General features: G+C 60.5%; 20 protein-coding genes. 17 read left to right on the forward strand and 3 right to left on the reverse strand.

Going from position 1 to position 26,368, the window contains the following annotated elements; all coding sequences use genetic code 11:
• The first annotated feature begins 45 nt into the window (after positions 1-45).
• Positions 46-609, forward strand: coding sequence for an NAD(P)H nitroreductase (locus tag KGA89_RS25635; protein WP_223472827.1), 564 nt, complete (start codon positions 46-48; stop codon positions 607-609).
• Between the two features lie 294 nt (positions 610-903).
• Here the strand turns inward: KGA89_RS25635 and KGA89_RS25640 are convergent, their stop codons facing one another.
• The 3 genes from KGA89_RS25640 to phhA all read right to left on the reverse strand — a co-directional run bounded on the left by KGA89_RS25640 (position 904) and on the right by phhA (position 3,337).
• The gene (locus tag KGA89_RS25640) at positions 904-2,097 is read right to left on the reverse strand and encodes an amino acid aminotransferase (RefSeq protein ID WP_223472828.1); all 1,194 of its coding nucleotides are present in this window, start codon (positions 2,095-2,097) and stop codon (positions 904-906) included.
• Positions 2,097-2,453 carry a 4a-hydroxytetrahydrobiopterin dehydratase gene (locus KGA89_RS25645; protein ID WP_003184087.1) on the reverse strand — a complete coding sequence of 119 codons (357 nt, stop codon included), beginning with the start codon at positions 2,451-2,453 and terminating at the stop codon, positions 2,097-2,099. Before KGA89_RS25645 ends, KGA89_RS25640 begins: the two co-directional genes overlap by 1 nt.
• A 98-nt stretch (positions 2,454-2,551) precedes the next feature.
• Entirely contained in the window at positions 2,552-3,337 is a 786-nt protein-coding gene (phhA, locus tag KGA89_RS25650) for a phenylalanine 4-monooxygenase (RefSeq protein ID WP_223472829.1), read from the reverse strand.
• A gap of 290 nt (positions 3,338-3,627) precedes the next feature.
• Between phhA and KGA89_RS25655 the strand changes: the two genes are divergently transcribed.
• The 16 genes from KGA89_RS25655 (at position 3,628) to KGA89_RS25730 (ending at position 26,351) form a co-directional block, all read left to right on the forward strand.
• A complete protein-coding gene (locus tag KGA89_RS25655; RefSeq protein WP_123351121.1) occupies positions 3,628-5,187 on the forward strand; it encodes a sigma-54-dependent transcriptional regulator in 1,560 nt (519 codons plus the stop codon).
• A 121-nt stretch (positions 5,188-5,308) separates the two neighbouring features.
• Complete coding sequence (locus KGA89_RS25660; protein WP_123351120.1) at positions 5,309-6,010, forward strand: WbqC family protein; 702 nt, start codon at positions 5,309-5,311, stop codon at positions 6,008-6,010.
• A 51-nt stretch (positions 6,011-6,061) separates the two neighbouring features.
• A complete protein-coding gene (locus KGA89_RS25665; RefSeq protein ID WP_223472830.1) occupies positions 6,062-9,604 on the forward strand; it encodes a glycosyltransferase in 3,543 nt (1,180 codons plus the stop codon).
• 45 nt (positions 9,605-9,649) lie between these two features.
• The gene (locus KGA89_RS25670; RefSeq protein WP_032833238.1) at positions 9,650-10,378 is read left to right on the forward strand and encodes a class I SAM-dependent methyltransferase; all 729 of its coding nucleotides are present in this window, start codon (positions 9,650-9,652) and stop codon (positions 10,376-10,378) included.
• The gene (locus KGA89_RS25675) at positions 10,375-11,223 is read left to right on the forward strand and encodes an NAD-dependent epimerase/dehydratase family protein (protein ID WP_223472831.1); all 849 of its coding nucleotides are present in this window, start codon (positions 10,375-10,377) and stop codon (positions 11,221-11,223) included. Before KGA89_RS25670 ends, KGA89_RS25675 begins: the two co-directional genes overlap by 4 nt.
• A complete protein-coding gene (locus KGA89_RS25680; protein WP_223472832.1) occupies positions 11,220-12,197 on the forward strand; it encodes an ATP-grasp domain-containing protein in 978 nt (325 codons plus the stop codon). Before KGA89_RS25675 ends, KGA89_RS25680 begins: the two co-directional genes overlap by 4 nt.
• Positions 12,178-12,855: a metallophosphoesterase family protein gene (locus KGA89_RS25685; RefSeq protein ID WP_223472833.1), complete on the forward strand. Its 678-nt coding sequence runs from the start codon at positions 12,178-12,180 to the stop codon at positions 12,853-12,855. The genes KGA89_RS25680 and KGA89_RS25685 overlap by 20 nt, the downstream gene beginning before the upstream one ends.
• A gap of 51 nt (positions 12,856-12,906) precedes the next feature.
• On the forward strand, positions 12,907-14,058 hold the full coding sequence (gene rffA, locus KGA89_RS25690) for a dTDP-4-amino-4,6-dideoxygalactose transaminase (protein ID WP_223472834.1): 1,152 nt from the start codon (positions 12,907-12,909) through the stop codon (positions 14,056-14,058).
• A 174-nt stretch (positions 14,059-14,232) separates the two neighbouring features.
• Positions 14,233-14,970, forward strand: a complete 738-nt coding sequence (locus KGA89_RS25695) for a flagellar basal body rod protein FlgF (protein WP_003199043.1) — start codon at positions 14,233-14,235, stop codon at positions 14,968-14,970.
• Between the two features lie 49 nt (positions 14,971-15,019).
• On the forward strand, positions 15,020-15,805 hold the full coding sequence (gene flgG, locus KGA89_RS25700) for a flagellar basal-body rod protein FlgG (protein ID WP_003199045.1): 786 nt from the start codon (positions 15,020-15,022) through the stop codon (positions 15,803-15,805).
• 72 nt (positions 15,806-15,877) lie between these two features.
• The gene (gene flgH / locus KGA89_RS25705; protein WP_003199049.1) at positions 15,878-16,573 is read left to right on the forward strand and encodes a flagellar basal body L-ring protein FlgH; all 696 of its coding nucleotides are present in this window, start codon (positions 15,878-15,880) and stop codon (positions 16,571-16,573) included.
• 45 nt (positions 16,574-16,618) lie between these two features.
• Positions 16,619-17,689, forward strand: coding sequence for a flagellar basal body P-ring protein FlgI (locus KGA89_RS25710; protein ID WP_161796644.1), 1,071 nt, complete (start codon positions 16,619-16,621; stop codon positions 17,687-17,689).
• Between the two features lie 10 nt (positions 17,690-17,699).
• The gene (gene flgJ / locus KGA89_RS25715; RefSeq protein ID WP_003199053.1) at positions 17,700-19,004 is read left to right on the forward strand and encodes a flagellar assembly peptidoglycan hydrolase FlgJ; all 1,305 of its coding nucleotides are present in this window, start codon (positions 17,700-17,702) and stop codon (positions 19,002-19,004) included.
• Positions 19,005-19,014: 10 nt separating this feature from the next.
• Positions 19,015-21,081, forward strand: a complete 2,067-nt coding sequence (flgK, locus tag KGA89_RS25720; RefSeq protein WP_223472835.1) for a flagellar hook-associated protein FlgK — start codon at positions 19,015-19,017, stop codon at positions 21,079-21,081.
• A gap of 13 nt (positions 21,082-21,094) precedes the next feature.
• Complete coding sequence (locus KGA89_RS25725; protein WP_027912747.1) at positions 21,095-22,660, forward strand: flagellar hook-associated protein 3; 1,566 nt, start codon at positions 21,095-21,097, stop codon at positions 22,658-22,660.
• 109 nt (positions 22,661-22,769) lie between these two features.
• Positions 22,770-26,351 carry a glycosyltransferase gene (locus tag KGA89_RS25730; protein ID WP_223472836.1) on the forward strand — a complete coding sequence of 1,194 codons (3,582 nt, stop codon included), beginning with the start codon at positions 22,770-22,772 and terminating at the stop codon, positions 26,349-26,351.
• The last annotated feature ends 17 nt before the right edge of the window (positions 26,352-26,368 follow it).

A 26,368-nucleotide genomic window follows, 5' to 3' on the forward strand; every position in this document is an offset into this window, starting at 1 on the left:
CGCACAGCTACTAGAATAGCCGGACATTTTTTCAGGAGGTGGCCGATGCAGGCTCTCGACGCTTTGCTCAACCGTGTTTCCGTCCCGCGCCTGGTGGAGCCGGCCCCCACGCCGGAACAGCGCGAACTCATGTTCGCCGCGGCCATGCGGGCGCCGGATCACGGCCAGCTGCGGCCATGGCGTTTTCTGACAGTCGAAGGGCAGGCGCGGCATCGCATGGGCGAACTGCTGGCCGAAGCAGCGCGGTTCAATGACCCGCTGGTACCGGAAACCGTCGTGGAAAAGGCCCTCAACGGCCCATTGCGCGCGCCCCTGGTCGTGGTGGTGATCGCCCGTCTGCAGGACCATTTCAAAATCCCCAAATCCGAGCAACTGCTGGCGGCCGGCTGCGCAGCCCATGGCATCTTGTTGGCGGCGTATGCCCAAGGGGTTGGCGGCGTGTGGCGCACCGGTGAACTGGCGTACTCGCCGCATGTGGCCAGGGGGCTTGGCCTTGAGGATGGGGAGGAGGTGATCGGTTTTCTCTACCTGGGCACACCGCAGAAAGAAGCGCGCACGGCGCCGCAAGAGGATCTCGGGCAGTTTGTCCGCGAGTGGACAGGCCTGTAGGAGCTGTCGAGCGGGAGCAAGCTCTCATGGAATAAAATGCAACCATTTGATTTTTAAGGCTGAAAATACATATCGATCGTTCCCACGCTCCTGCGTGGGAATGTCGCCAGGGACGCTCCGCGTTCCGCTTCTGGAAGGTGACGCAGAGCGTCACGGGATGCATTCCCACGCAGAGCGTGGGAACGATCAAAAACAGATATCTCGTGGACGTCGCTCTAGTTCCCTGCGCGACAGCGCAGCGTCGAAGACGTGGCGGGGACTCCCTCGCCACAAAATCAACGGCCGACGGTGGTGTTATCTGCAAACGTCAGCAATCGCCTCGGCAAGCAGGTCCAGGCGCGTGGCGTCGATGCCGGCCACGTTGGCCCGGCCGGTGCCCACCATGTAGACGCTGTGGCGCTCACGCAGGTGCTTGACCTGTTCCGGCGTCAGGCCGGTGTAGGAAAACATCCCGCGTTGCACGCCGATATGGGCGAAGCGCTCGCGCAAGCCATGGGGTTCGAGGGCCTCCAGCAAGCCGCTGCGCAATTGCGCGATGCGCAGGCGCATGGCCTGGACTTCATCGGCCCACAGGCTCTTGAGTTCCGGGTTGCCGAGGATGGTCGCCACCACGGCCGCACCATGATCCGGCGGTGTCGACCACAGGTTGCGGGCGATGTTTGCCAGTTGGCTGCGGATGTCCACTAGCTTCTCGGCATCCCGGGCACAGACGATCAACGCACCCGTACGATCGCGGTAGAGGCCGAAGTTCTTTGAGCAGGAACTGGTGACCAGCACTTCCGGCAGGACCTGGGCAAACAGTCGGACCGCCCAGGCGTCCTGTTCCAATCCATCACCGAAGCCCTGGTAGGCGAAGTCGATCAGCGGCAGCAGGTCGCGGTTGCGCACCACGTCCAACACCTGACGCCATTGTTCATGGGACAGGTCGAATCCGGTGGGGTTGTGGCAACAGGCGTGCAGCAGCACGACATCACCTTTGGGCGCCTGGCTCAGGGCCGCCAGCATCGCCTCGAAATCCAGGCGGTTATCAGCGCCCACGTAAGGGTAGTGACTGACCTTGACCCCGGCCGCGGCGAAGATGGTTTCGTGGATTGGCCAGGTTGGGTTGCTCAGCCATACGCCACGGCCCGGCAGGCATTGAGCGATGAAGTCGGCACTCAGGCGCAGCGCGCCGGTGCCGCCCGGTGTCTGGGTGGCGCCGGCACGTTTTGCGCTGATCAGCGGAGAGTCGGCGCCCAGCACCAACTCGTTGATCAACCGGCCGAATGCAGCGTCGCCGTGGCCGCCGATGTAGGTCTTGGTGGTCTGGCGATCCACCAGCCGTTGTTCGGCCTGTTTCACTGACTGAAGAATCGGCGTCAGGCCCCGGGCATCTTTGTAGACACCCACGCCCAAGTCGAACTTGCTCGGGTTGGCGTCCGCCCCGTAGGCCTCCATCAGGCCTAGGATCGGGTCGCCGGGTACCCGGCCGATGGCGTCGAAATGCATTACTTGCGGCCCTCTGCGGTCTTGGCCACGTCATCGGTGCGGGCGGCCATGATGAAGTCGTTGCGGTGCAGGCCCTTGATGGAGTGGCTCCACCAGGTCACGGTGACTTTGCCCCATTCGGTGAGCAGGCCAGGGTGGTGGCCTTCGGCCTCGGAAATTTCACCGACAGCGTTGGTGAACGCCAGGGCGTGCTTGAAGTTCTTGAACAGGAAAACTTTTTCCAGCTGCATCACGCCGTCGCGCACTTCGATGTTCCAATCGGGGATCTGCTTGATCAGCACCGGCAGTTCTTCGTCGCTGACTTGTGGGGCATCGGCGCGGCAGGCTTCGCAATGGGCTTGGTTCAGAGTGTTCATGGTGTGTTCCCGGATCGAATATTTGAAAACGTCGATGCACCCACGCTAAAGCAAAGCCGCGTTGTGCAACAGACTCAATTGAGATTAAAAGACGCGGTTCACGCAGCCTTTGGTGGGAATTTCGGGGCGTGCAAGCCCAGTTCCCGACCGCGCTTGACCATGCCCATGATGTCTTCGTGCGCCAGGTCGAACAGGCGCTTGAGCTCGGGCAGCACGAAATACACCGGTTGCAGGATGTCGATGCGATAGGGCGTGCGCATGGCTTCCAGTGGATCGAAGTCCTGGTGCTCAGGCTCGTCGGACAGGCAGTACACGGTTTCCTTGGGCGAGGACAGGATGCCGCCACCGTAGATGCGCCGGCCCTGCGGGGTTTCCACCAGGCCGAACTCGATGGTCATCCAGTACAGGCGCGCCAGGTAGACGCGTTCTTCCTTGGAAGCCTGTAGGCCGAGTTTGCCGTAGGTGTGGGTGAATTCGGCAAACCAGGGGTTGGTCAGCAATGGGCAGTGGCCGAAGATCTCGTGGAAAATGTCCGGCTCTTGCAGGTAATCCAGCTCTTCGCGGGTACGAATGAAGGTCGCCACCGGAAACTGCTTGCTGGCGAGCAATTCGAAGAAAGTCTGGAAGGGGATCAGCGCCGGTACCCGGGCGACTTGCCAGCCCGTGGTCGCGCCCAGCACTTGGTTGATTTCGCCCAGTTGCGGGATACGGTCGTGGGGCAGGCCAAGCTTGTCGATGCCGTCCAGGTATTCCTGGCACGCACGGCCTTCGATGACTTTCAGCTGGCGGGTGATCAGCGTATTCCACACCCCATGTTCTTCGGCGGTGTAGTGGATAAAACCTTGCGCATCGGGCTCGCGGGCCACGTACTGCGTCTGCTTCATGCTGCTCTCCTGCTGATTTCCCTCAGGGGGAAGACGTGTTGTTGTTATGTCCAGCGATGTATTAGAGATAACTCGAAGCAGGGGCTTGCGCAGCAGGCTGGCGAAAATGGATTGGGTGAGGGAATCGTCAATCCGTAAACTTTTCGTTACGAAATGGCGGCGGCTACAAGGTTGTTGGGATTTTCCGTTGGGAAACGGCCTACAACTGTCACATAATCTTGACGGTTATTTACGCTGCCGGGCAGAAAAACCTGGTGGCAGGGACCTTTTCATACACATCGGGCCTTTTCATGCGCATCAAAGTCCATTGCCAGAATCGCATCGGTATCCTGCGGGACATCCTCAACCTGTTGGTGGAGTACGGCATCAACGTCGCCCGGGGGGAGGTCGGTGGCGAGCATGGCAACGCGATCTACCTGCACTGCCCAAACCTGATCAACATCCAGTTCCAGGCGCTGCGTCCGAAATTCGAAGGCATTGCCGGGGTATTTGGCGTCAAGCGTGTAGGGCTGATGCCCAGCGAGCGTAGGCACATGGAGCTCAACGCCTTGCTCGGCGCCTTGGAATTCCCGGTGCTGTCCATCGACATGGGCGGCTCCATCGTAGCGGCCAACCGGGCAGCGGCGCAGTTGCTCGGGGTGCGAGTGGATGAGGTGCCGGGGATTCCCTTGTCCCGCTATGCCGAGGATTTCGACTTGCCGGAACTGGTGCGGGCCAACCAGTCGCGCATCAACGGCCTGCGGGTCAAGGTCAAGGGCGATGTGTTCCTGGCCGACATTGCGCCGCTGCAATCGGAGCACGACGACAGCGAAGCCATGGCCGGTGCGGTGCTGACACTGCACCGGGCCGACCGGGTTGGCGAACGTATCTATAACGTGCGCAAACAGGAACTGCGTGGCTTCGACAGTATTTTCCAGAGCTCGAAGGTCATGGCGGCGGTGGTCCGTGAGGCTCGGCGCATGGCCCCGTTGGACGCGCCGCTATTGATAGAAGGTGAAACCGGCACTGGCAAGGAGCTGCTGGCTCGCGCCTGTCACCTGGCGAGTCCGCGCGGGCAATCGCCATTGATGGCGCTCAACTGTGCCGGGTTGCCGGAGTCCATGGCCGAGACCGAGCTCTTCGGCTACGGGCCGGGGGCCTTCGAAGGTGCCCGGGCCGAAGGCAAGCTCGGCCTTCTGGAGCTGACCGCCGGGGGGACGCTGTTCCTCGACGGGGTCGGAGAGATGAGCCCGCGCCTGCAAGTGAAATTGCTGCGCTTCCTACAGGACGGTTGCTTCCGGCGTGTTGGCAGCGATGAGGAGGTGTACCTGGACGTCAGGGTGATCTGCGCCACCCAGGTCGATTTGTCCGAACTCTGCGCCCGGGGCGAATTCCGTCAGGATCTGTATCACCGCTTGAACGTGCTTTCCCTGCACATCCCGCCGCTGCGCGAATGCCTCGATGGCCTGGCGCCGCTGGTGGAGCATTTCCTCGACCAGGCCAGCCGCCAGATCGGCTGCGCCCTGCCCAAGCTGGCCCCGGCGGCGATGGACCGTCTCAGTCACTACCACTGGCCGGGCAATGTCCGGCAACTGGAAAACGTGCTGTTCCAGGCGGTTTCCCTGTGCGATGGCGGGACGGTGAAGGCCGAGCATATCCGCTTGCCGGACTACGGCGTGCGTCAGCCCCTTGGCGATTTTTCCCTTGAGGGTGGGCTGGATGAGATCGTCGGACGCTTCGAGAAAGCCGTGCTGGAGCGCCTGTACTCCGAGCACCCGAGCAGCCGGCAACTGGGCAAGCGGCTGGGGGTTTCCCATACGACCATTGCCAACAAGTTGCGGGAGTATGAGGTTGGCAAGACTGAGCCGTAGCGGGGCGTTTTCCCCTGGTATGGGATTTGCTAGATCGTGGTCTATCCCCGCTTAATCTTAGAGGGTGGCGATTTTTTGACAGGGCAAAGGCCCGGTTTCGGCTGCGTACGTGAGGCTCAGGATGCAAAAGAAAATAGCTGTAGTGCAGTCGAACTACATCCCTTGGAAGGGGTATTTCGATCTGATCCGCAGCGTCGATGCGTTCATCCTTTATGACGATGTCCAGTACACCCGGAGTGACTGGCGCAACCGCAACAAGATCAAGACTGCCCAGGGTGAGCATTGGCTGAGTATTGCGGTCAAGAAGAAGGGTCGTCTCGGACAGTTGATCAACGAAGTCCAGGTCAGCAGTCCGGATTGGGCCGCCGCGCACTGGAAGACGATTGAGCAGAGCTACCGGCGCGCACCGTGCTTCGCCCAGATGGAGGCGCCGATTCGCGCGCTCTACGAGCAGGCTGCGGGACTCAGCCACCTGACCCATATCAACCACCTGTTTATTGCCGGCTTGTGCCCCCTGCTGGGGATCCACACACCGCTGTACCGTTCCGAGGACCTGGGAGGTGTGGAGGGCAAGAATGAACGCCTGATCCATCTATGCCAGGCCCTCGGGGCGAACGAATACCTCTCTGGCCCCGCCGCCAGTCACTACCTCGACGAAGCGGCGTTCGCCACCAACGGGATCGCGGTTTCTTATATGAGCTATGCCGGCTATCCCGAGTATCCGCAGGTGTACGGCGAGTTCCAGCATGCGGTCAGCGTCATCGACCTGCTGTTCAATACCGGCGCGGACGCATCGGATTTTCTGAAGAAAAGGGCTGCCTGAGCAGGCCTTGCCAGTGACACCCTTTTGATTTGATTCTGGAGATTGCACCCGATGTCGAACCTTGCGCAGCTGGACGCTCATTCGCTCGAACAGGCGTTGGCGCGTCTGCGGCTGATGTATGCCAAGCCCGAGCATCCCTACTACTTCCTGGCGCCTGCATACCGTGAATCGTCGTCGGGCGTCGTCTCGCTGCACTACCTCTGCCATATGCTCAATCTCAGTGGTCGTGAGGCCTACATCTGCGGCACTGAAGTGGTCAATCCCGACCTCAAGACTCCGGTGATCAGCTCCGCCATCAAACAGCGCCATATGGCCGCGGGCAAGGTGCCGATTGCCGTATATCCCGAGGTGTTCCCCGGCAATCCGCTCAACTGTTCGGTCGTGGCGCGTTTTCTCCTGAATTTCGAGGGGTTCCTCACGGGAAATGGCATGGACGCCGCGCCCACCGACTTGTTTTTCTATTACGCCGCCCGGCTCGCCGAGCACCGTGGCGACCCTGACGGCGACCTGTTGTGCCTGCCGACCATCGATGTCGAAATGTTCTCGACGGTGGGCGCAGGCGCCGTGCGCAAGGGTAGCTACCTCTACCAGAACCGCCATCCTCTGGATCAGATCGACTACTCGCAACTGCCTGCGGATATCCGCCTGCTGAGCATGGCCAACCCCTTGCCCCTGCCCGAGCTGGCCAAGGTGCTGCGCCATGCGGAAGTGATGTACAGCTACGAGTGGTCGATGACCTGCGTCATGGCGGTGCTGTGTGGCTGCCCGGTGATTTTCATTCCGGGGCATGGCGTCGACCAGCCACTGCTCGACACCAGTTTCTTTGGCAGTGTCGGCTTTGCCATGCTTGATCAGTCGGACCCGTTGGAACATGCGCGGGCAAGCCTCGGTGACGCCTTGCATCGTTACGTCGAACGCACCGCGTCTTTCTGGCAGCAGCTGGATGCGTTTATTGCAAAAACCCAGGCGACTGCCGCTCGAGAGGCGGTTGGCAATCGTCTGGGTGCGCTCGACTGGTTGCGCCAACGCTATCCTACGGCGCAGCAATTGCGTCTGATGAATGAGCGCTTGGCCAACTCGGCGGCGCCCAGCTTCACTGTCCTGGTCCGCGATGACGGCAATCAGTTGGCGCTGGCTCACACCCTGGACAGCCTCGATCGACAGTTGTACCAGCGCATCCATGTGTGCGTGATGGGAGCCGCTGACCCGGGGCGTGCCAACGTTCAGTGGTTGGCGTGTGATCCCAAGCAACCGGCAGCCGCGATCAATGGCTTGCTCGAGGGCGTCCAGAGCGATTGGGTCATGCTGGTGGAGGCGGGGGAGGAGTTCATCGCCGCAGGATTGCTGGTGACGGCTCTGAATCTGCTTGATGCGCCTGACGGGTGCCTGGCGGTGTACGCCGACGAGGCGCTGCGTACGGGCGGCGTGATCGACCTCTCGTTGCGACCCGACCTGAATCTGGATTTGTTGTTGGCGTTTCCGGCCAGCCATTCCCGTCACTGGATGTACCTTCGTGAGGCGCTGATGCGCTTGAACGGTTTTGATAATGCCTGCGGTGACGCCTTTGAATTGGCCTACCAACTGCGCCTGATCACCGAGTGCGGGATGGCGAGCATCGGGCACGTCAGCGAACCCCTGCTGATCGCCAACGAGGTGCGGCAGTCGGGAAGCGCTGATGAGCGTGCGGTCATTGATGCGCACCTTCAGGAACGTGGCTACGGCCAGGCGCGAGCGATTGCATTGGAAAAGGAGCCGAGCCGCTATCGTATCGACTACGGCCACGAGCGGCTGGCCTCGGTCAGTATTCTGATTTATCTGGAAGGACAGTTGACGAATTTCCAGCGTTGCCTGGAAAGCCTGCTGATGCAGACCGACGCTGTGGACTTCGAAGTCCTGCTGATTGAACCGGGCAACGACGAACCCGCCTTGCTGGAGTGGCTGGGGCTGGTCGAGCAGATGGGCGAAGGCCGCTTCCAGGTGTTGCGTTTCATGCCGGGACAGTCTCGTGCGGCCATGTGCAACGCGGCGGCGCAGGAGGCGCGCGGCGAATATCTGCTTTGGCTCGACGCGCAAAGCGCTGTGCTTGAGCCCGGGTGGTTGCAAGCGTTGCTCAATCACGCCCAGCGTCCGGAAGTCGGCGCCGTGGGCGGCAAGTTGCAAGATAGCCAAGGTCGGATACGTCAGGCAGGTCTTGTCTTGGGACTGGGCGGAATTGTCGGTCGAGCTTTCGAAGGCTTGTCATCCCAGGCATCGGGTTACATGGAACGGCTTGGGCTTGAGCAGAACTGCTCCGCAGTGGGTGGTGAATGCCTGATGCTGCGTCGGGACCTGTTTCTCGAGGCCGATGGCTTCGAGACCGATCCATTGCTGGCACCCTGGACTCATGTTGATCTGTGTCTGAAACTGCAGCAGGCGGGATACCTGAACGTTTGGACGCCTTACGCACGTCTGTTGACGGACGCTGTATCAGACACCCGTGCAAGCAGCGAGCAGGAGGATGCCTTGTTCGCTCGCTGGTTACCACAGTTGGCCCGCGACCCTGCCTACAATGCCAATTTTTCACTGCGCGTCGGTGAGGGGTTTGTCCGGGAAAACAAGGACCTGTGCTGGTATCCCCTGCAAGGCAGCGTGCCAAGGGTGCTGGTTTTTGTCACCGAGCAGCGGGCGGGAGCCTATTCGCGACTGGTTCAGCCGTTCAGCACATTGCTTGAAGCGGGGCAGGTCGAAGGCGCGGCTGTTTCTAGTTTGCTGTCGCCGGTGGAGATCGAACGCCTGGCGCCGACGACCATCGTGCTACAGCGCCCTCTGGATGATGCCGGGCTGCTAGCGCTGAGCCGCCTGAGGGCGTTTTCCAAGGCCTTCACCGTCTACGATCTGGACGGTTACTTGCCGCAGATGGAATTGAAGGGCGATTACTCAGCCGATGAACTGCTGGAGCGTCTGCGGTTCGGGATGTTGCAGGCCGATCGGGTGCTGGTTCCCACGCCAGCGCTGGCCGAACTGTTACAGGGTCAGCATGACGACATCCGCGTGCTGGAAACCCTGCTACCGGCTGCATGGGGCCGTGTACAAAGCAAGCGCCGCATGGGCTCCAAGCCACGCCTGGGCTGGCTGGGTGGGAAGGATGCTGAACTGCTGGCCGACGTGGTGCCCGCGTTGGCTGACGAAGTCGAGTGGGTGGTGCTCGGCGACTGTCCCGCAGCACTGCAACCTTTTTTGAAGGAACTGCACCCAAGTGTCGCGCAGCAGCAGTTGGCTGGGGCCATGGGAGCCTTGAATCTGGATCTTGCGCTGGTACCCATGGCCGAAACCCTGGGTAATGCCTGTTCTGGTGATTTACGTGTCCTGCAGCATGCCGCTTGCGGGCATCCGGTCATTTGCAGCCGCGTGCCAGGTTTTGTCGGCGGCGAGGTGTTGCCGTTGTCGCGAGTGAGTAACGAGGCGCAAGACTGGATCCGGGCGATTCGCTTGCATCTGGAAGACCGTGAGGCCTCTGCGACGCTGGGGGACGCCTTGCAGTCGACCGTGCGTGCGCAGTGGCTGCTTGAAGGCGAGCGCCTGGCCGCCTGGCGACGGGCCTGGTTGGCCGATTGATGTGTACGAATGACTACCTTTGCCGCGCAGCGGAGTGTATGTGACATGAGCAACGATCTTGATACCTTCATCGCAGCCTACAGCGACAGCTTTGGCTACGCGTATGACAACAACATCATTCTCAATTGGTATCCCCAGCGCATCATGGCGCTGTGCACCCAGACGCAAAGCCTGCTGGAGCTCGGTGTGGGCCACGGTTTCAGTACCCACCGCTTCTCGCAGTTCTTCAGTGGACACACGGTCATCGATGGCTCTGCATCGGTGATCGCCCAATTCAAGGCCCAGTACCCGGATAATACGGCCGAGATCGTCGAAAGTTATTTCGAGACATTCGACACCGACAAGCGTTTCGATCTCATCGTGATGGGGTTTGTCCTTGAGCATGTCGAGGATCCACAGGTCGTGCTGCAAAGGTTCAAGCGCTTTCTTGCACCGGGTGGTCGTTGCTTCGTTCTGGTGCCTAACGGCGAGTCCCTGCATCGGCGGTTCGGCCATGCTGCCGGACTGCTTGGCGACATGATGGCGTTGGGGCGTGGCGATCTGGAGCTGGGCCATGTGCGCAGCTACTCGCTACAGACCTTGACCGCTGAACTGGAAGCCGCCGGGCTCCAGGTCGTGCGCAAGGAAGGCGTGTTTCTCAAGCCCTTCACCACCGGACAATTGAAAGAGTTGAACCTGGGGCCGGACATCGTCCAGGCCATGTGTACCGTGGGCATCGATTATCCGGAGCTCAGTTGTGCGCTGATGCTTGAAGCAACAGTCGCCCAGTCATGAAAAGCCTGGTAATTGGCAGTACATCAGTCATTGGCAAGGCGGTCGCCCTCGCGTTGTCGCGCCTTGGCGAAGTCAAGTTGGCGGGGCGCCGGGATGCCGATGTTACTTTTGACCTCGCTAGCCAGGCGCCTTGCGCGTGCGACGAGCGCTTCGATGTCGTCGTGCTGGCCGCTGCCGATTTCGGCGGTCGTCAGCCGGACGATCTGGTTCGCGCCGAGCTGATCAACAGCGTCGGGACATTGGCTGCCTGCCGCCTGGCCGAACAATGCGGGGCGCGCCATTTCGTTCTGTTGTCGTCGCGTTCGGCCTGCGACCGGCCGGCGGATCCTTATTTCGGTATCTACTCGCTGTCCAAGCGTCATGCCGAGGAAGTGGCCAGCCTGTATTGCCAAGAGCGGGGCATGGCGTTGAGTGTCCTGCGCATCAGTCAGGTCTACGATAGCGGCGAGCAGTGCAGGCCTCACCAACCGTTGTTCTACGCCATCGCCGACAAGGCGCAGGCGGGGCAAGCCGTCGAGCTATATGGCAGCAACGACGCCAGGCGCAACTACCTGCACCTGAGTGACCTTGCCGAGGTCTGCGCGCGGCTGGCAGAGCAGGGCATTGCCGGCTTGTACAACTGCGGCCATCCCGAATCTCCCCGTCTTTCCGAAATTGCCCAGGCCGCATTCGAGGCGTTTGGCAAGCCGGTGGATGTCCGCTTCCTACCGGAAAAAAGCGATATTCCCGATCTGCCTCCTTTTGACTGTGCGCATGAGTTGTACAAGCAAATTGAGTTTACTCCGCAAATAGATGTTCGTCGGGGCTTTGGACTGATGAGAGCGCATCGGGAGAGTCTGTCATGAAGACCGTCATGGTGACCGGCGTAGGCGCCATCATGGGTTATGGCCTGCTCAAGTCGCTGCGTGAGGCGGCTCCCTCTGTTCGTTTGGTCGGCACGGATATCTACGACGACGCTGTCGGTCGCGGCTGGAGCGATGTATTCGTGCAGGCCCCGTTGACCGCAGACCCGGGGTACGGCCAGTGGCTGGGCGACACATTGGCCAGGTACAAGGTTGATCTGCTTATTCCCGGGATCGAACAGGATGTCCATTGGCTGTCGGACAACCGAGCGTTGTTGGCGACATTTGATTGTCAGGTCGTGCTCAACAACCAGGAACTGATCGACCTTTCCAGGGACAAGTGGGCAATGGACCAGGCGCTGGTGGCGCTGGGGGATGCCAGTCGTATTCCCAGCCTGCTGTCGGGGGATTTTCACTCGCTCAAGGCTGCCTTGGGCCTGCCGTTTCTGCTGAAGCCGCGCAGAAGCTACGCCTCCAAAGGGCTGGTCTGGGTTCGCGAGGAGCGCGACTTTACGCCTCACGCGGCACTGCTCGGTGACTACCTCATGGCGCAACCCATCATTGGCAGCGCGGCCGACGAATTCACCGTGGCGGCGTTTGGCGATGGCCGGGGGAGCACCGGTCCGATCATCAACTTCCAGCGCAAGTTGGCGTCGGACGGGTCCACCGCCAAGGCTTGGGTGTATCAGGATGATTCGCTGGATAAAACAGTCGCCAGGTTGTGCCGCGCCTTCAAACCGGTAGGCCCGACCAACTTGCAGTTCCGTCGTGGCAGCGATGGCTCCTGGAGCCTGCTTGAGATCAATCCGCGAATATCCTCGACCAGTTCGATACGTCGCGCATTCGGTTACAACGAGGCGGCCATGTGTCTGGATCATTACCTCGACGGCAAGGCACCGGCCCAGCCCACCATTCGTAGTGGTTTCGCTGTTCGTTATATAGAGGATTTCATTGTCTATGATCGGAATCATTTCTGACGTACATGGCAATTACAGTGCCCTGCGGACAGTGCTTGCCAAGCTGGATGAGCTGGGTGTGTCGCGGATTATCTGCCTGGGCGACACGGCCGGTTATTACAGCCAAGTCAATGAATGTTGCGAGGCCCTGCGCGAGCGAAACATTTTCTCGGTGATGGGCAATCATGATTGGTACCTGGCGAAGAATGAGCGCTGCCCTCGCTCCAATAGCGCCAATGCCTGCCTGGACTATCAGCAGGGCATCATCACTGCGCAGAACTTGGCCTGGTTGGGATCGTTCCCGGAGCGCTCGACCGAGCATGGATTGAGCATCGTCCATGGCGGCTGGAACGATCCGCTGGACGAGTACGTGCGACCCTCGCAAGCGTATTTCGCGCCGTTGCCCGGTCAGTATTTCGCCTCAGGCCATACCCATGTCCAGTACTTGTGGAGTGGCGAGGGCAAGGTCTATTGCAACCCAGGTTCAGTTGGTCAGCCGCGTGATGGGGATGCTCGAGCAGCTTTCGCGACCTGGGACGGTGAAGCCTTCGCCCTGCATCGGATTGAATACGATATTGGTGAAACTCAACAGGCCATGAAGAGGGCCGGATTTACTCCGTACTTCTACGAAAATCTAGATACAGGCAGTCAGATCGGTGGGCGGATCAGTGTGGTTTGAGATTTTGTGCTGTGCGCCACTATTTACTATGCCCACCCAGGGAAGTTTGCAATGAGCAACGAAACGATACTCTTCAACCGCCCGTACATGACCGGCAAAGAGCTGGATTACATTGCCCAGGCCAAATTCGGCAACATGCTCGCCGGTGATGGCCCATTCACCAAGCGTTGTCACCATTGGCTGGAGTCGCACACGGGTTGCAACACGGCATTGCTCACCCACTCATGTACGGCTGCGCTGGAAATGGCAGCGTTGCTGCTGGACATCCAGCCTGGCGACGAAGTCATCTTGCCTTCCTATACCTTCGTCTCCACGGCCAATGCCTTTGTGTTGCGTGGCGCGGTGCCGGTCTTCGTCGATATTCGTCCTGATACCCTGAACCTGGACGAGCGTCTGATCGAGGCGGCGATCACGTCACGGACCAAGGCTATCGTACCCGTCCATTACGCCGGTGTGGCCTGCGAGATGGACACGATCCTGGCTATTGCGCATAAGCATGGGCTGGCGGTGGTTGAAGACGCTGCGCAAGGCGTGATGTCAACCTACAAGGGTCGAGCCTTGGGCAGTATCGGAAATCTTGGGGCATTCAGCTTTCACGAGACCAAGAACGTGATCTCGGGGGAGGGCGGGGCGTTGCTGGTCAATGATCCTGCAATGGCATTGCAAGCCGAGATCATCCGGGAAAAAGGTACCGATCGCAGTCGATTCTTCAGGGGCGAGGTGGACAAATACACCTGGCAAGAGGTGGGCTCCTCGTTTCTGCCCGGAGAAATGACAGCAGCCTTCCTCTGGGCCCAGTTGGAAGAGGCGCAAGTCATCACCCATCGCCGCCTGGCGATCTGGGACTATTATCATGCTGCGTTGGCGGGACTTGAGCAGCAAGGGTTGCTTCGTCGTCCGATCGTTCCTGAAAATTGCCAGCACAATGCGCACATGTACTACGTGCTCCTCGCCCCTGGTGTGGAACGCCAGCTCGTTCTCGAGGCGCTCAAGAGCCACGCAATCTATGCGGTGTTCCATTACGTGCCGCTGCATTCATCGCCCGCTGGATCGCGCTATGGGCGGGTGCATGGCGCAATGGATATTACCGACGGTTATTCCGAGCGGCTGTTGCGTTTGCCGTTATGGCTCGGTCTATCCGCAGATCAACAAGACCGGGTGGTAGATGTGCTCGGCGGTGCTTTGGCAGCCCTTGCCACTTAGCGGCATAACACCGCCGGTTTTTCGACTTCGACACAATTGCGCAATAGCCTCCGCACCCCCAGAGCCCTTTGTTTTCCGGGCCTGGGCCCGCCAGAAAAAAGTTGGTCTGCAAATTGCTTAAGGCTGTGCAACACAGCAGTGGGCGGCAAACGTCCGGCATGCAGAGGAACGACAGTGGACAAGTACCTTTATGTGGCAATGACCGGCGCCAGCCAGAACGCACTGGCGCAGCGGGCCCATGCCAACAACCTGGCGAACATCTCCACCAACGGTTTTCAGAAAGACCTGGAACAGGCTCGCTCGATGCCGGTGTTCGGCGACAGCTTTCCGGCGCGGGCGTTTGCCATGTCCGAACGGCCTGCTACTGATTTCACTCCGGGTGCGCTGGTGGAAACCGGTCGTGACCTCGATGTCGCGGTGAGCGGGCCGGGCTGGATGGCCGTGCAGAACCCCGACGGCGGTGAAAGCTACGTGCGCACCGGCAGCCTCAATGTCGACGCCCTGGGCGTGCTGCGCGCCGGCAACGGCATGCCGGTGATGGGCAACGGCGGTCCGATCGCCGTGCCGCCAGAGCAGAAAATCGAAATCGGCCAGGACGGCACCATCAGCATCCGCGCCATGGGCGAAGGCCCGCGGGTGATGGCTGAAGTGGACCGCATCAAGCTGGTCAACCCGGACCTCAAGAACATGACCAAGGGCCTGGACGGTTCGATCCGTACCAAGGACGGCCAGCCGGCGCCCATCGATGCCAACGTGCAGTTGGTGTCGGGTTTCCAGGAAGCGAGCAACGTCAATGCCGTGGATGAAATGACCTCGGTGCTGGCCCTGGCCAAGCAGTTTGAGCTTCACGTCAAAATGATGAACACCGCCAAAGAAGGCGACGAGGCCATGGCTCGGGTCTTGCAGATCTAACCATTAACTAAAGCGTCGCGCCGAAAAACAGGCGTACGAGGAGAATCGAATGCTTCCGGCTCTATGGGTTGCCAAAACAGGTCTGTCCGCCCAGGACACCAACCTGACGACCATTTCCAACAACCTGGCGAACGTTTCGACCACGGGTTTCAAACGTGATCGTGCCGAGTTCCAGGACCTGCTGTATCAGGTAAAACGCCAGCCTGGCGCCCAGTCGACCCAGGACAGCGAACTGCCGTCGGGCCTGCAAGTGGGTACCGGTGTGCGCATTGTCGGCACCCAGAAAAACTTCACCGCCGGCAGCCTGCAAACCACCGAGCAGCCGCTGGACATGGCCATCGACGGTCGCGGTTTCTTCCAGATCCTGCAGCCGGACGGCACCACGTCCTACACCCGTGACGGTACGTTCCACCTCGATTCCAACGGCCAGATCGTCAATGCCAGCGGTTTCGCCCTGGAGCCGGCCATCATCATCCCGAACGATGCCCAGACGTTCACCGTGGGCCGTGACGGCACCGTGTCCATCACGGTGGCGGGCAACCCGGCCTCCCAAGTGATCGGCAACCTGCAGACTGCCGACTTCATCAACCCGGCCGGCCTGCAAGCGGTGGGCAATAACCTGTTCCTGGAAACCGCCGCCAGTGGCGCGCCGCAAGTCGGCACTCCCGGCCTGAACGGTTTCGGTACCACGCTGCAGAACACCCTGGAAACGTCCAACGTGAGCACGGTCGAGGAGATGGTCAACATGATCACCACCCAGCGCGCCTACGAGATGAACTCCAAAGTGATCTCCACCGCCGACCAGATGCTCTCGTTCGTTACGCAGAATCTGTAATCACGTCGCAACGTCCGTCATTACGTAGACAGGGCGGCCCCAGGGTCGCCTGCAACACCAAGAGGTAGGGTCATGAAACGCTTCGTATCTGTTCTGGCACTGAGTGGGATCACCGCACTCGCGGGCTGTGTCGCGCCGACACCCAGGCCCAATGACCCGTATTACGCCCCGGTGTTGCCGCGCACGCCGTTGCCGGCTGCCGCCAACAATGGCTCGATCTACCAGGCTGGCTTCGAGCAGAACCTGTACAGCGACCGCAAGGCCTTCCGGGTCGGTGACATCATCACCATCACCCTGAATGAGCGGACCCAGGCCAGCAAGAACGCCAACTCGCAAATGGACAAGACCAGCAATACCAGCGTCGGCCTGACGTCGTTGTTCGGTTCCAGCCTGACCACCAACAACCCGATCGGGGGCAATGACCTGAGCCTCAACGCTGGATACAACTCTGATCGTGCCACCAAGGGCGACAGCAAGTCCGGCCAGAGCAACAGCCTGACCGGCTCGATTACCGTGACCGTCGCCGATGTGTTGCCCAACGGCATCATCGTCGTGCGCGGCGAGAAGTGGCTGACCCTTAACACGGGTGACGAACTGGTGCGCATCGCCGGCATGGTTCGCGCCGATGACATCGCCACCGACAACACGGTTTCGTCGACTCGGGTGGCCGATGCACGCATCACCTACTCGGGCACCGGTGCCTTTGCCGATGCGAGCCAGCCAGGCTGGTTCGACCGTTTCTTCCTCAGCCCGAAGTTCCCTTTCTAGGTGGCCCAGTTGAATCTTAAGCAGCTGTTGATCGGTGCCCTGGTAATGTCGGCAGCCTTTACCGCTCAAGCCGAGCGTCTGAAGGACATCGCCAGCATTTCCGGCGTGCGTTCCAACCAGTTGATCGGCTACGGCCTGGTCGTGGGCCTGAACGGCACCGGTGACCAGACCACCCAGACCCCGTTCACCTTGCAGACCTTCAACAACATGTTGTCGCAGTTCGGCATCAAGGTGCCGGCCGGCTCCGGCAACGTCCAGTTGAAAAACGTCGCGGCGGTGTCGATCAGTGCCGATCTGCCGGCGTTCGCCAAGCCTGGCCAGCAGGTGGATATCACCGTCTCGTCCATCGGTAACTCCAAGAGCCTGCGCGGTGGCACCTTGCTGCTGACGCCGCTCAAGGGTATCGACGGCAACGTCTACGCCATCGCCCAGGGCAACCTGGTGGTGGGCGGTTTCGATGCCGAAGGGCGCGACGGTTCGAAGATCACCGTCAACGTTCCGTCGGCCGGTCGCATCCCTGGCGGTGCGTCGGTGGAACGTGCAGTGCCGAGCGGTTTCAACCAGGGCAACAGCCTGACGCTGAACCTCAACCGTTCCGACTTCACCACCGCCAAGCGTATCGTCGACAAGATCAATGACATGCTCGGCCCAGGCGTGGCCCAGGCCCTCGACGGCGGCTCGATCCGCGTCACCGCGCCACTGGATCCGAGCCAGCGGGTCGACTACCTGTCGATCCTGGAAAACCTCGAGGTCGACCCGGGCCAGGCGGTGGCGAAAGTCATCATCAACTCGCGCACCGGCACTATCGTGATCGGCCAGAACGTCAAGGTGTCTCCGGCCGCCGTGACCCACGGCAGCCTGACCGTGACCATCACCGAAGACCCGATCGTCAGCCAGCCTGGTCCGTTGTCCAACGGCCAGACAGCCGTGGTCCCCCGTTCGCGGGTCAATGCCGAGCAAGAAGCCAAGCCGATGTTCAAGTTCGGCCCGGGCACTACCCTGGATGAAATCGTCCGGGCGGTGAACCAGGTCGGCGCGGCGCCAGGCGACTTGATGGCGATTCTCGAAGCCTTGAAACAGGCCGGCGCGTTGCAAGCCGACCTGATCGTGATTTGAGGACCGGTCCATGGACATGCGCAAGGGTACTTTGATCAGCGGGGATTCGGGCTCCTACTCGGACTTGAACCGACTGAACCAACTCAAGGTTGGCGACAAGAACAGCGACGGCAACCTGCGTAAAGTGGCTCAGGAATTCGAGTCGCTGTTCCTTGGCGAAATGCTCAAGTCCATGCGTTCGGCCACCGATGCGCTGGGCAAGGACAATCCGATGAACACGCCGGAAGCCAAGCAGTACCAGGAAATGTACGACCAGCAGTTGGCCGTCTCCATGTCCCGCGAAGGCGGTGGTATCGGCCTGGCCGATGTGCTGCTGCGCCAGATGTCCAAGAACAAACCGCTGGCGCCAGGCGAGGCGGCAAGCTTGTCGGCCGCCAAGCAGCAAGAGGCGCTGGACAAGGTCGCCAAGGCAGCGGTGCCAACGCCAGTGGCCGCCGGCACGCTGCCCGACGGTCCTCTTTCGCGCTCCAACGGCCAGCGTCCGCTGTGGGCTTCCCGGGCGGTGAACGTGCCGCAAGGGGCGGGCGAGGGTACTCATCGCAATGACATGGAGCTGATCAACCAGCGCCGCCTGGCCTTGCCGCCGAAACTGGCTGACCGCCTGCTTGCCGGGCTGGTGCCTTCGGCCGCGGCCAACGCCGATGTGCCTGCACAGAACGTCCTGACGGATCGCGCCATCGCCGCCGTCAAGCCGGCGACTGGCGAATTGGCCAATGGCGACTGGTTGGCCGCACTCAAGGCCGCCGAGCCGAAAGGCGACATGCAGGTCTATGGCCGCGCCGTGGCCCAGCCGCCGCTGGCACCGGCACGCAAGGCCTTCCGCGATGCCGACGAATTCGTCAACGCCATGTTGCCAATGGCCAAGGAAGCGGCCGACCGCATCGGTGTCGACCCGCGTTACCTGGTGGCCCAGGCCGCCCTGGAAACCGGTTGGGGCAAATCGGTCATGCGCCAGCCCGATGGCAGCAGCAGTCACAACCTGTTCGGTATCAAGGCCAGCGCCAATTGGAAGGGCGATTCGGCCCGGGCGATCACCAGCGAATTTCGCAATGGTGCGATGGTCAAGGAGACGGCCGAGTTCCGTTCCTACGCCTCGTACCGCGACAGTTTCCACGACTTGGTCAACCTGCTGCAAAGCAACAGTCGCTATCAAGATGTGCTGAAGTCTGCCGATAACCCGGAACAGTTTGTACGCGAGTTGCAAAAGGCCGGTTACGCCACCGATCCGCACTACGCCAGCAAGATTTCGAACATAGCCCGGCAGATGACGAGTTACCAAAACTACGCTTCTGCAGGCGCCACCACGACTTTATAAGGTCTGAACCATGAGTTTGCTCAATATAGGGATGTCGGGTCTGTCAGCAAGCCAGACTGCGTTGGTGACCACGGGTAACAACATCGCCAACGTCGATACCGCCGGTTATTCGCGCCAGCAGACCGTACAGACCACCAAGGCCTCGAACCAGTACGGCAACGTGTTCATTGGTTCCGGCACGACCCTGGCCGATGTGCGTCGGGTATATAACGCCTTCCTTGAAGCACAACTGAAAACCACCACGTCGCTCAACAGTGACGCGGCGGCCTATCAGGGCCAGATCACTCCGCTCGACTCCCTGTTGTCGGACAGCGGCACCGGTCTCAATGGTGCCCTGACCAAGTTTTTCGCCTCGGTGCAGAACGTCAACGCCAAGCCGGGTGACGATGCATCCCGTCAGTTGCTGCTCAGCGACGCCCAGGCCTTGAGCAACCGTTTCAATTCGGTTGCCAACCAGTTGACGGAGCAGAGCCAGAACATCAACGGCAACCTGTCGAACATGGTCGACCAGGTCAATAACCTGGCGGCTACCGTTGCGCAGTTGAACAAGAAAATCGCCGAAGTCTCCAACGCCGGCGGCGCCCCCAACGACCTGCTCGATGCCCGCAGCGAAACCATTCGCCAGCTTTCGACGTTCACAGGCACGCAGGTGGTCGAGAACGGCAGCAGCCTGGACATCTACCTGGGTTCCGGCCAACCACTGGTGATGGGCAATACCGTCAACACCCTGGAAGCCGTGCCGGACAAGAACGACCCGGGACGCATCGGCATCCAGCTCAATAGCGGTTCCAGCTCCATGGACCTGACCTCGGTGCTCACCGGTGGCGAGATCGGCGGTTTGATGCGCTACCGCAGTACCGTGCTCGACCCGGCCATGAACGAGCTGGGGCGCGTGGCCCTGGTGGTCGCCGACCAGATGAACAGCGTCCAGGCTTCGGGCATCGACATGAACGGGGCCTTCGGTGCCAACCTGTTCACTAACATCAACAGCGCCGCGCAGATCAGCCAGCGCAGCGTTGCGTCGTTGAACAACAGCGCCGGCTCCGGCAACTTCAACATCGCCATCAAAGACTCCGGCAAGCTGACCACCAACGACTACAAGGTGACATTCACCAGCGGCACGGACTACACCGTCCAGCGCCTGCCTGACGGCACCTCGATGGGCGCGTTCAACACCGCGACCACCCCGCCGCCGGTGATCGACGGCTTCTCGATGACCTTTGCCAACGGTACCGCGGCCGTCGGCGACACATTCAAACTCACGCCGACCCGCAACGAGGCGGCCAATATCAAGACCGAGATGACCGACTCCAAGCGGCTGGCGATTGCCGCGCCGTTGGGTGCCGCCATCGTGCCAGGGGGCAGCGGTACGCTGACCATTCCGGCCAACGGCCAGCCGAGCATGACCACCAAGCTGGACATCTACGACGCCGCCACCACGACCATCGTCCAGAACGGCATCAAGAACTCCATGCCGGTCAAGGTGGTGTTCGGCGCGACGTCCGCCGATGGCACCAGCCAGGCTTATCAGTTGCTCGATGCCAAGGGCGTTCAGATCAGCAATGGCACGATCAAACCTGGGGAAAGCAACACCCTGAGCTTGAGTGTTCCGCTCAAGGATGCCAGTGGCGCCCCGATCATGGATTCGTCCGTGCCACCGGTACAACGCACCGTCACGTTCGACATGTCCATTGCCGGTGCTCCGTCCAACGGAGCGTCCATCAATGTCAGCCTCAGCCAGCCCGGCAGCCTGGACAACCGTAACGGTACTGTCCTGGCCGGCTTGCAGACCGCCAAGACCGTGGACACCGGTTCCTCCAGCAAGGGTATTTCCCTGAACGATGCCTACGGCAAGCTGGTGGAAGGCGTCGGCGCCAAGGCCGCCCAGGGCAAGCTCGACAGTGCCGCCACTGGTGCGATCCTGGACAATGCCAAGACCGCCCGCGATTCGCTGTCGGGCGTGGACCTGGATGAAGAAACCGGCAACCTGGTCAAGTTCCAGCAGTACTACACCGCGTCTTCGCAGATCATCAAGGCGGCGCAGCAAATCTTCAGCACTTTGATCAACAGTCTTTAAGGAGCCGTAGCCCATGCGCATTTCTACTTCTCAGTTTTACGAAAGCACGGCTGCGAACTACCAGAAAAACTTCGCCAAGGTGGTCAAGACCAGCGAAGAAGCCAGCAGCCTGGTACGTGTGAACACCGCCGCCGACGATCCGGTTGGGGCTTCGCGCCTGCTGCAACTGGGCAACCAGGCTTCGATGCTTTCCCAATATGAAGCCAACGTCACCACCATCAAGGCGACCCTGGGCACGACCGAAGCGGTGATGACCAGCATTGGCAATGTGCTCCAGCGCGCCAAGGAATTGGCCGTCAGTGCCGGTAACGCCGCCTACACCGACGCGGACCGTAAAGCCGTTGCCTCGGAATTGGGGTCGATCGAAGATCAGTTGCTGAGCCTGATGAACACCAAGGATGAAAACGGCAAGTACATCTTTTCCGGTTCCAAGGGCGATGTCGTACCGTTCACTCGCAACGGCGATGGCACCTACAGCTACAACGGCGACCAGGTGACCCTTGACCTGCCGATCGGCGACACCATGTCGATGGCCACCAACAGCACCGGCTGGGAAGTGTTCCAAACATCCGTCAACACCAGTCGCACCCAGGTCACCATGACCGCGCCGGCAGTGGATGATGGTCGCGTGGTGCTGACCAACGGCCAAGTGTCGTCCAGCGTGACGTACAACAGCCAGTTCCGCAGCGGCGAGCCGTACACGGTGGAATTCACCAGCGGCACCCAGTTGAAAATCACCGACTCGGGTGGCAATGATGTGACCGCCGAAGCCAGCAAGGGCGGGGTTATCGAGCCTAATAACCAGATCGGGCAGACTGTGAGCTTTCGCGGCGTCGACCTGACCTTGAACGTCAACCTTCATGCGGGCGACGTTGCCGGTACGATCTTGCCCGGCCACACGTTCACCCTGGCTGCCAAACCCGACTCGTTCACGCCTGCCCGCAGCCCGGGCAACGCCACCGCGACCCAGATCACCGGCAGCGCAATCACCAATCCGACGGACTACCACGCCAGCTTCCCGACGGGGTCGGCGGTGCTGAAGTTTACCAGTGCCACGGACTTCGACCTGTACGCCGCGCCACTGACCGCTGACAGCAAACCGGTATCCAGCGGCACCCTGGCGGGCAACGTCGCCACCGCATCCGGCGTGAGTTTCACGCTCAACGGTGCCCCGGCCGCCAACGATCAGTTCAGCATCGCGGTCAATACCCACGAAACGCAGAACGTCCTGGACACCGTGAACCAGTTGCGGACTGCTTTGAACACGCCGGCCGATGGCGACAACATCGCCATCCAGAAACTGAATGCGTCACTGGCTTCGGCTATCGGTAACCTGGCCAGCGGCACTGACCACTTGACCAGTGCATTGAGTTCGGTCGGTGGTCGTGGCCAGTCGCTCGATACCCAGAGCGACACCAATCAGAGCTTTGTCCTCGCCAACTCGCAGACCCAGTCGGCGATTCGTGATTCCGACGCGGCCGAGGTGATGACGCGCCTGACCTTGCAGCAGACTATGCTTCAAGCGTCGCAGTTGGCGTTCAGCAAGATCGCTCAATTGGGATTGTTCAACAAAATGTGATGCAGGGCAGGGACCGTGACGTTATAAGCGGTCCCTGACCCGTTCCTTATACGATTCAGGACGTCCTGCTCTCGCCTGAGTTGGCGCCCACCGGTTGAGAGCCAAGCGTGTGAAATCAGCTCCTCTTGTCAGCATTGCCATTCCCGCGTATCACCCACGCTTTTTCCGCCTCGCCTTGCAAAGCGCGCTCGAGCAGACCTACGAGAACCTTGAGATTGTCATCTGCGACGACTGCCGCACCGACGGAATCGAGCAGATTGTCCAGGAAATTGGCATGGGCTCCACTGTTCCGGTGCGTTACTTGCGCAACCCGACGCGGCTGGGGTTCCAGCAGAACCTGTTGCGCTGTCTTGAAGAGTCCCGGGGTGAGTTCATCAAGTTCTTGTGTGATGACGACCAGTTGCTGGCGTTCTGCGTCAGTCAACAGGCAGCCATCTTGCAGGAGCATGCGCAAGTATCGCTGGTGATCAACAAGCATCATTTGATCGATGCAGACAACTATGCCTTGCCGATCCGCGTTGAAAACACCGGCATCACGCAGTTCGATGCGTTGCTCAACGGCAACGACATGCTGGCGTATTTTGAAAAAACCACCCGTAATATTCTCGGCGGTTTGAGTGGCGCATTGATGCGCCGCACCGATGTCGAGGCCTTGCTGCCAGCGTTGGCCCGGCCCGGTGAAGGCTTCGAGGCTGTCCTCGATTTTGCCTTGTTCATCTGCCTGTTGCGCCGGGGTAATCTGGTCCAGCTTTACGCCGAGGGAAGTGGCCAGCGCTTGCATCCTGAGCGCCTGGCGCGTCAGGCCAAGATGCTTGAAGCGGCCACGGTGGAGCTGACATGGCTCAAGGAAATGCTGGCCCAACGCAGTGGCGAGCCGGCGCCCGCCAGTGGCTGGGTGCGTTACCAGCCACTGGGGCTGCTCAGGGAGCCAGGGGCGCCCGAATGGGAAGAACTCAACGTCTACTCGGTCATTGCGACTCGCCAGGGTGTCATCGGCGCGCAAGTCGGCACGGACATCGAAAGCTACGCAGACCTCTATGCGCAGTGGTTGGCGTGCCGACGTTTCAGTCCATCGCGCAAGCAAGTCTTGTCCCGGCAGATCGCCCGCTGGGCTTATCGACCGATGATCGTTCCCGTCATCATCGATGAGCAGGACGATCCTTATGCGTTGGGTATTACCCTGCAGAGTATCGCGTCCCAGGCCTATGCCTGCGAATCGGTGCTGCTGCTGTCCAATGGGCGCCAGGCTGTGGACAACCATGTCCTGCGTCTTGGCCTGCAAGCGGACTGGGCGCAGCAGCTCAACGAACTGTTGCCTCAACTGGATGGCGCCGACTGGTTCTACCTGCTGCGTGCCGGCGATCGCTTGACCGAGTCAGCGCTGCTGATCATGGCCGATCGGATTGTCAGCTCGCCGGGTGCTGCCTGCCTCTACAGCGATGAAGGTGCGCTGGTGGATGACAAGTCGGTGGAGCCGATCTTCAAGCCCGACTTCAATCTCGATCTGATGCGCGGTTATCCCTATGTCGGGCGGACACTGGCTTTCGAGCGTGCCCGATTCCTGGCCTCGGGTGGATTCGATTCGACCCTGGGCGAATTGGCGCCCCATGATCTGGTCTGGCGCCTGGTGGAAACGGATGGTCCGCAAGTCATTGGTCACATTCCGGAAGTCCAGGTCGAGTCGACGTTTTCGTTTGCCCAATGGCTGTCGTTGCCTGAGGTCATCGAGCAAAACGTCCGGCTGATCAGTGCTCATCTGCAGCGTATCGGCGTACAGCATCGACTTCATCCCGGGCCGCTCCTGGCGTTGATCCCACGCATCGAATATCTGTTCGTCGAGCGCCCCCTGGTGTCGATCATCATCAGCGTCAAGGATGATCTGAGCGCGCTGGAACGTTGCGTAAACAGCCTGATCAGTACTACCACGTATCCGCATTACGAAATCATCATTGTCGATAACGCCAGTGAAAATACCGAGTTGCAACATTGGCTGCGGGCGATGGCCGAGCTGGGCAGTGAAAAGTTGCGAATATTCGCGCATCCCGAAAGTGCCAGCGAAGCGGTGATCCGCAACTTCGCCGCGCAACAGGCCCGCGGCGAATACCTGTTGTTGCTCAACCCCAATTGCATCGTGCTTGAAGCCGCCTGGCTGGACGAACTGCTCAATCATGCTCAACGTCCTGAGGTCGGCATCGTCGGCCCTCGTACGCTCAACCTGCAAGGCCGGATCATCGACTCCGGCGTAATCATGGGGTTGGGTGGGTTGGCGGGCAGGGCCTTTGTCAACGAATCGGTGACATTCGGCGGCTACATGCAACGTTTGCAGGTGGTGCAGAACTGGAGCGCCGTCGGTGATCACTGTCTGTTGATATGCAAGCAGGTTCTGGAGGAAGTGGGCGGGTTCGATGAGACCATTACGACACAGGGGATCAACTCGCTGGAGCTATGCCAGCAGGTCGGTAAGAACGGCTACCTGATCGTCACCACGCCTTACAGTGATGTCGTGCTGGCGGCCGGCGTGGAAGCCAGTCGTGATCCTTCGTGGAAGCAGCGGCTGGAGCGCGAACAAGAGGCGTTCTATCAGCGCTGGTTGCCCAGGATCGCCAACGATCCTGCCTACAACCGTAACCTGACCCTGACCGGGAAAAGCTTCAGTCTCGAGCCCGGACCACGCACCGGCTGGAATCCGTTGATCACCCGCAACGTCCCCTCGATCCTGGGGATGGCGGTCAATACCTCGGCGGTGGGGCATTACCGGGTCAGCCAACCGTTGTTCGAACTGGAAGCGGCGGGTCGAGTCGTGGGGCGTGTTGCCTACGATACGCCCTCGATCATCGACATCGAGCGCCAGTCACCGGATGTGATCATCCTTCAGGGTCGCTATAACGTGACTAAGTTCAAGGACATCACTCAAGTCAAGACTTACTCCAACGCCATGCGCATCTACGAATTGGATGACTACATCGCCAGGGTCCCGGAAAAAAACGAACACAGCCGCAACATGCCGGACAACCTCGAGGACTTGCTGCGCCGAGGGATCGGCCTGTGCGATCGGGTCGTGGTGTCCACCCATCCGCTGGCGGACGTCTTGTCGAGCATGCACCATGACATCCGCGTGGTACCGAACATGCTGGCTGCCGGCCTGTGGAACCACCTCAGAAGCCAGCGTGCAACTTCCAGCAAACCGCGTATCGGTTGGGGCGGCGGCACCAGCCATCGTGGCGATCTGGAGCTCATCGCCGATGTCGTGCGTGAGCTGGCCGACGAAGTCGAATGGGTTTTCTTCGGCATGTGTCCCGATTTGCTCAAGCCCTATATCCATGAATTTCACCCAGGCGTGAGCCTGGCGGATTATCCGGCGAAGCTGGCCAGCCTGAATCTGGACCTGGCCTTGGCGCCGCTGGAATTTCATATTTTCAACGACTGTAAAAGCAACCTTCGCCTGCTGGAATACGGTGCGTGTGGCTATCCGGTCATTTGTTCGGATACCGAGGCTTACCGGGGGCACCTGCCTTGTACCCGGGTCCTCACCAACAGCACCGAAGAATGGCTGGAGGCCATCCGTATGCACCTGGCGGATCCGATTGCCAGTTACCGGATGGGCGACGAATTACGTGAAGTGGTGCTGCGCGACTTTATCTTGCGCGGCGATAACCTGCAGTACTGGGCCAATGGTTGGCTACCGGATTGATGAGTTTCAACCGCGAA

This window comes from Pseudomonas sp. A-RE-22 (assembly GCF_019956035.1).
Taxonomy (GTDB): Bacteria; Pseudomonadota; Gammaproteobacteria; order Pseudomonadales; family Pseudomonadaceae; genus Aquipseudomonas; species Aquipseudomonas brassicacearum.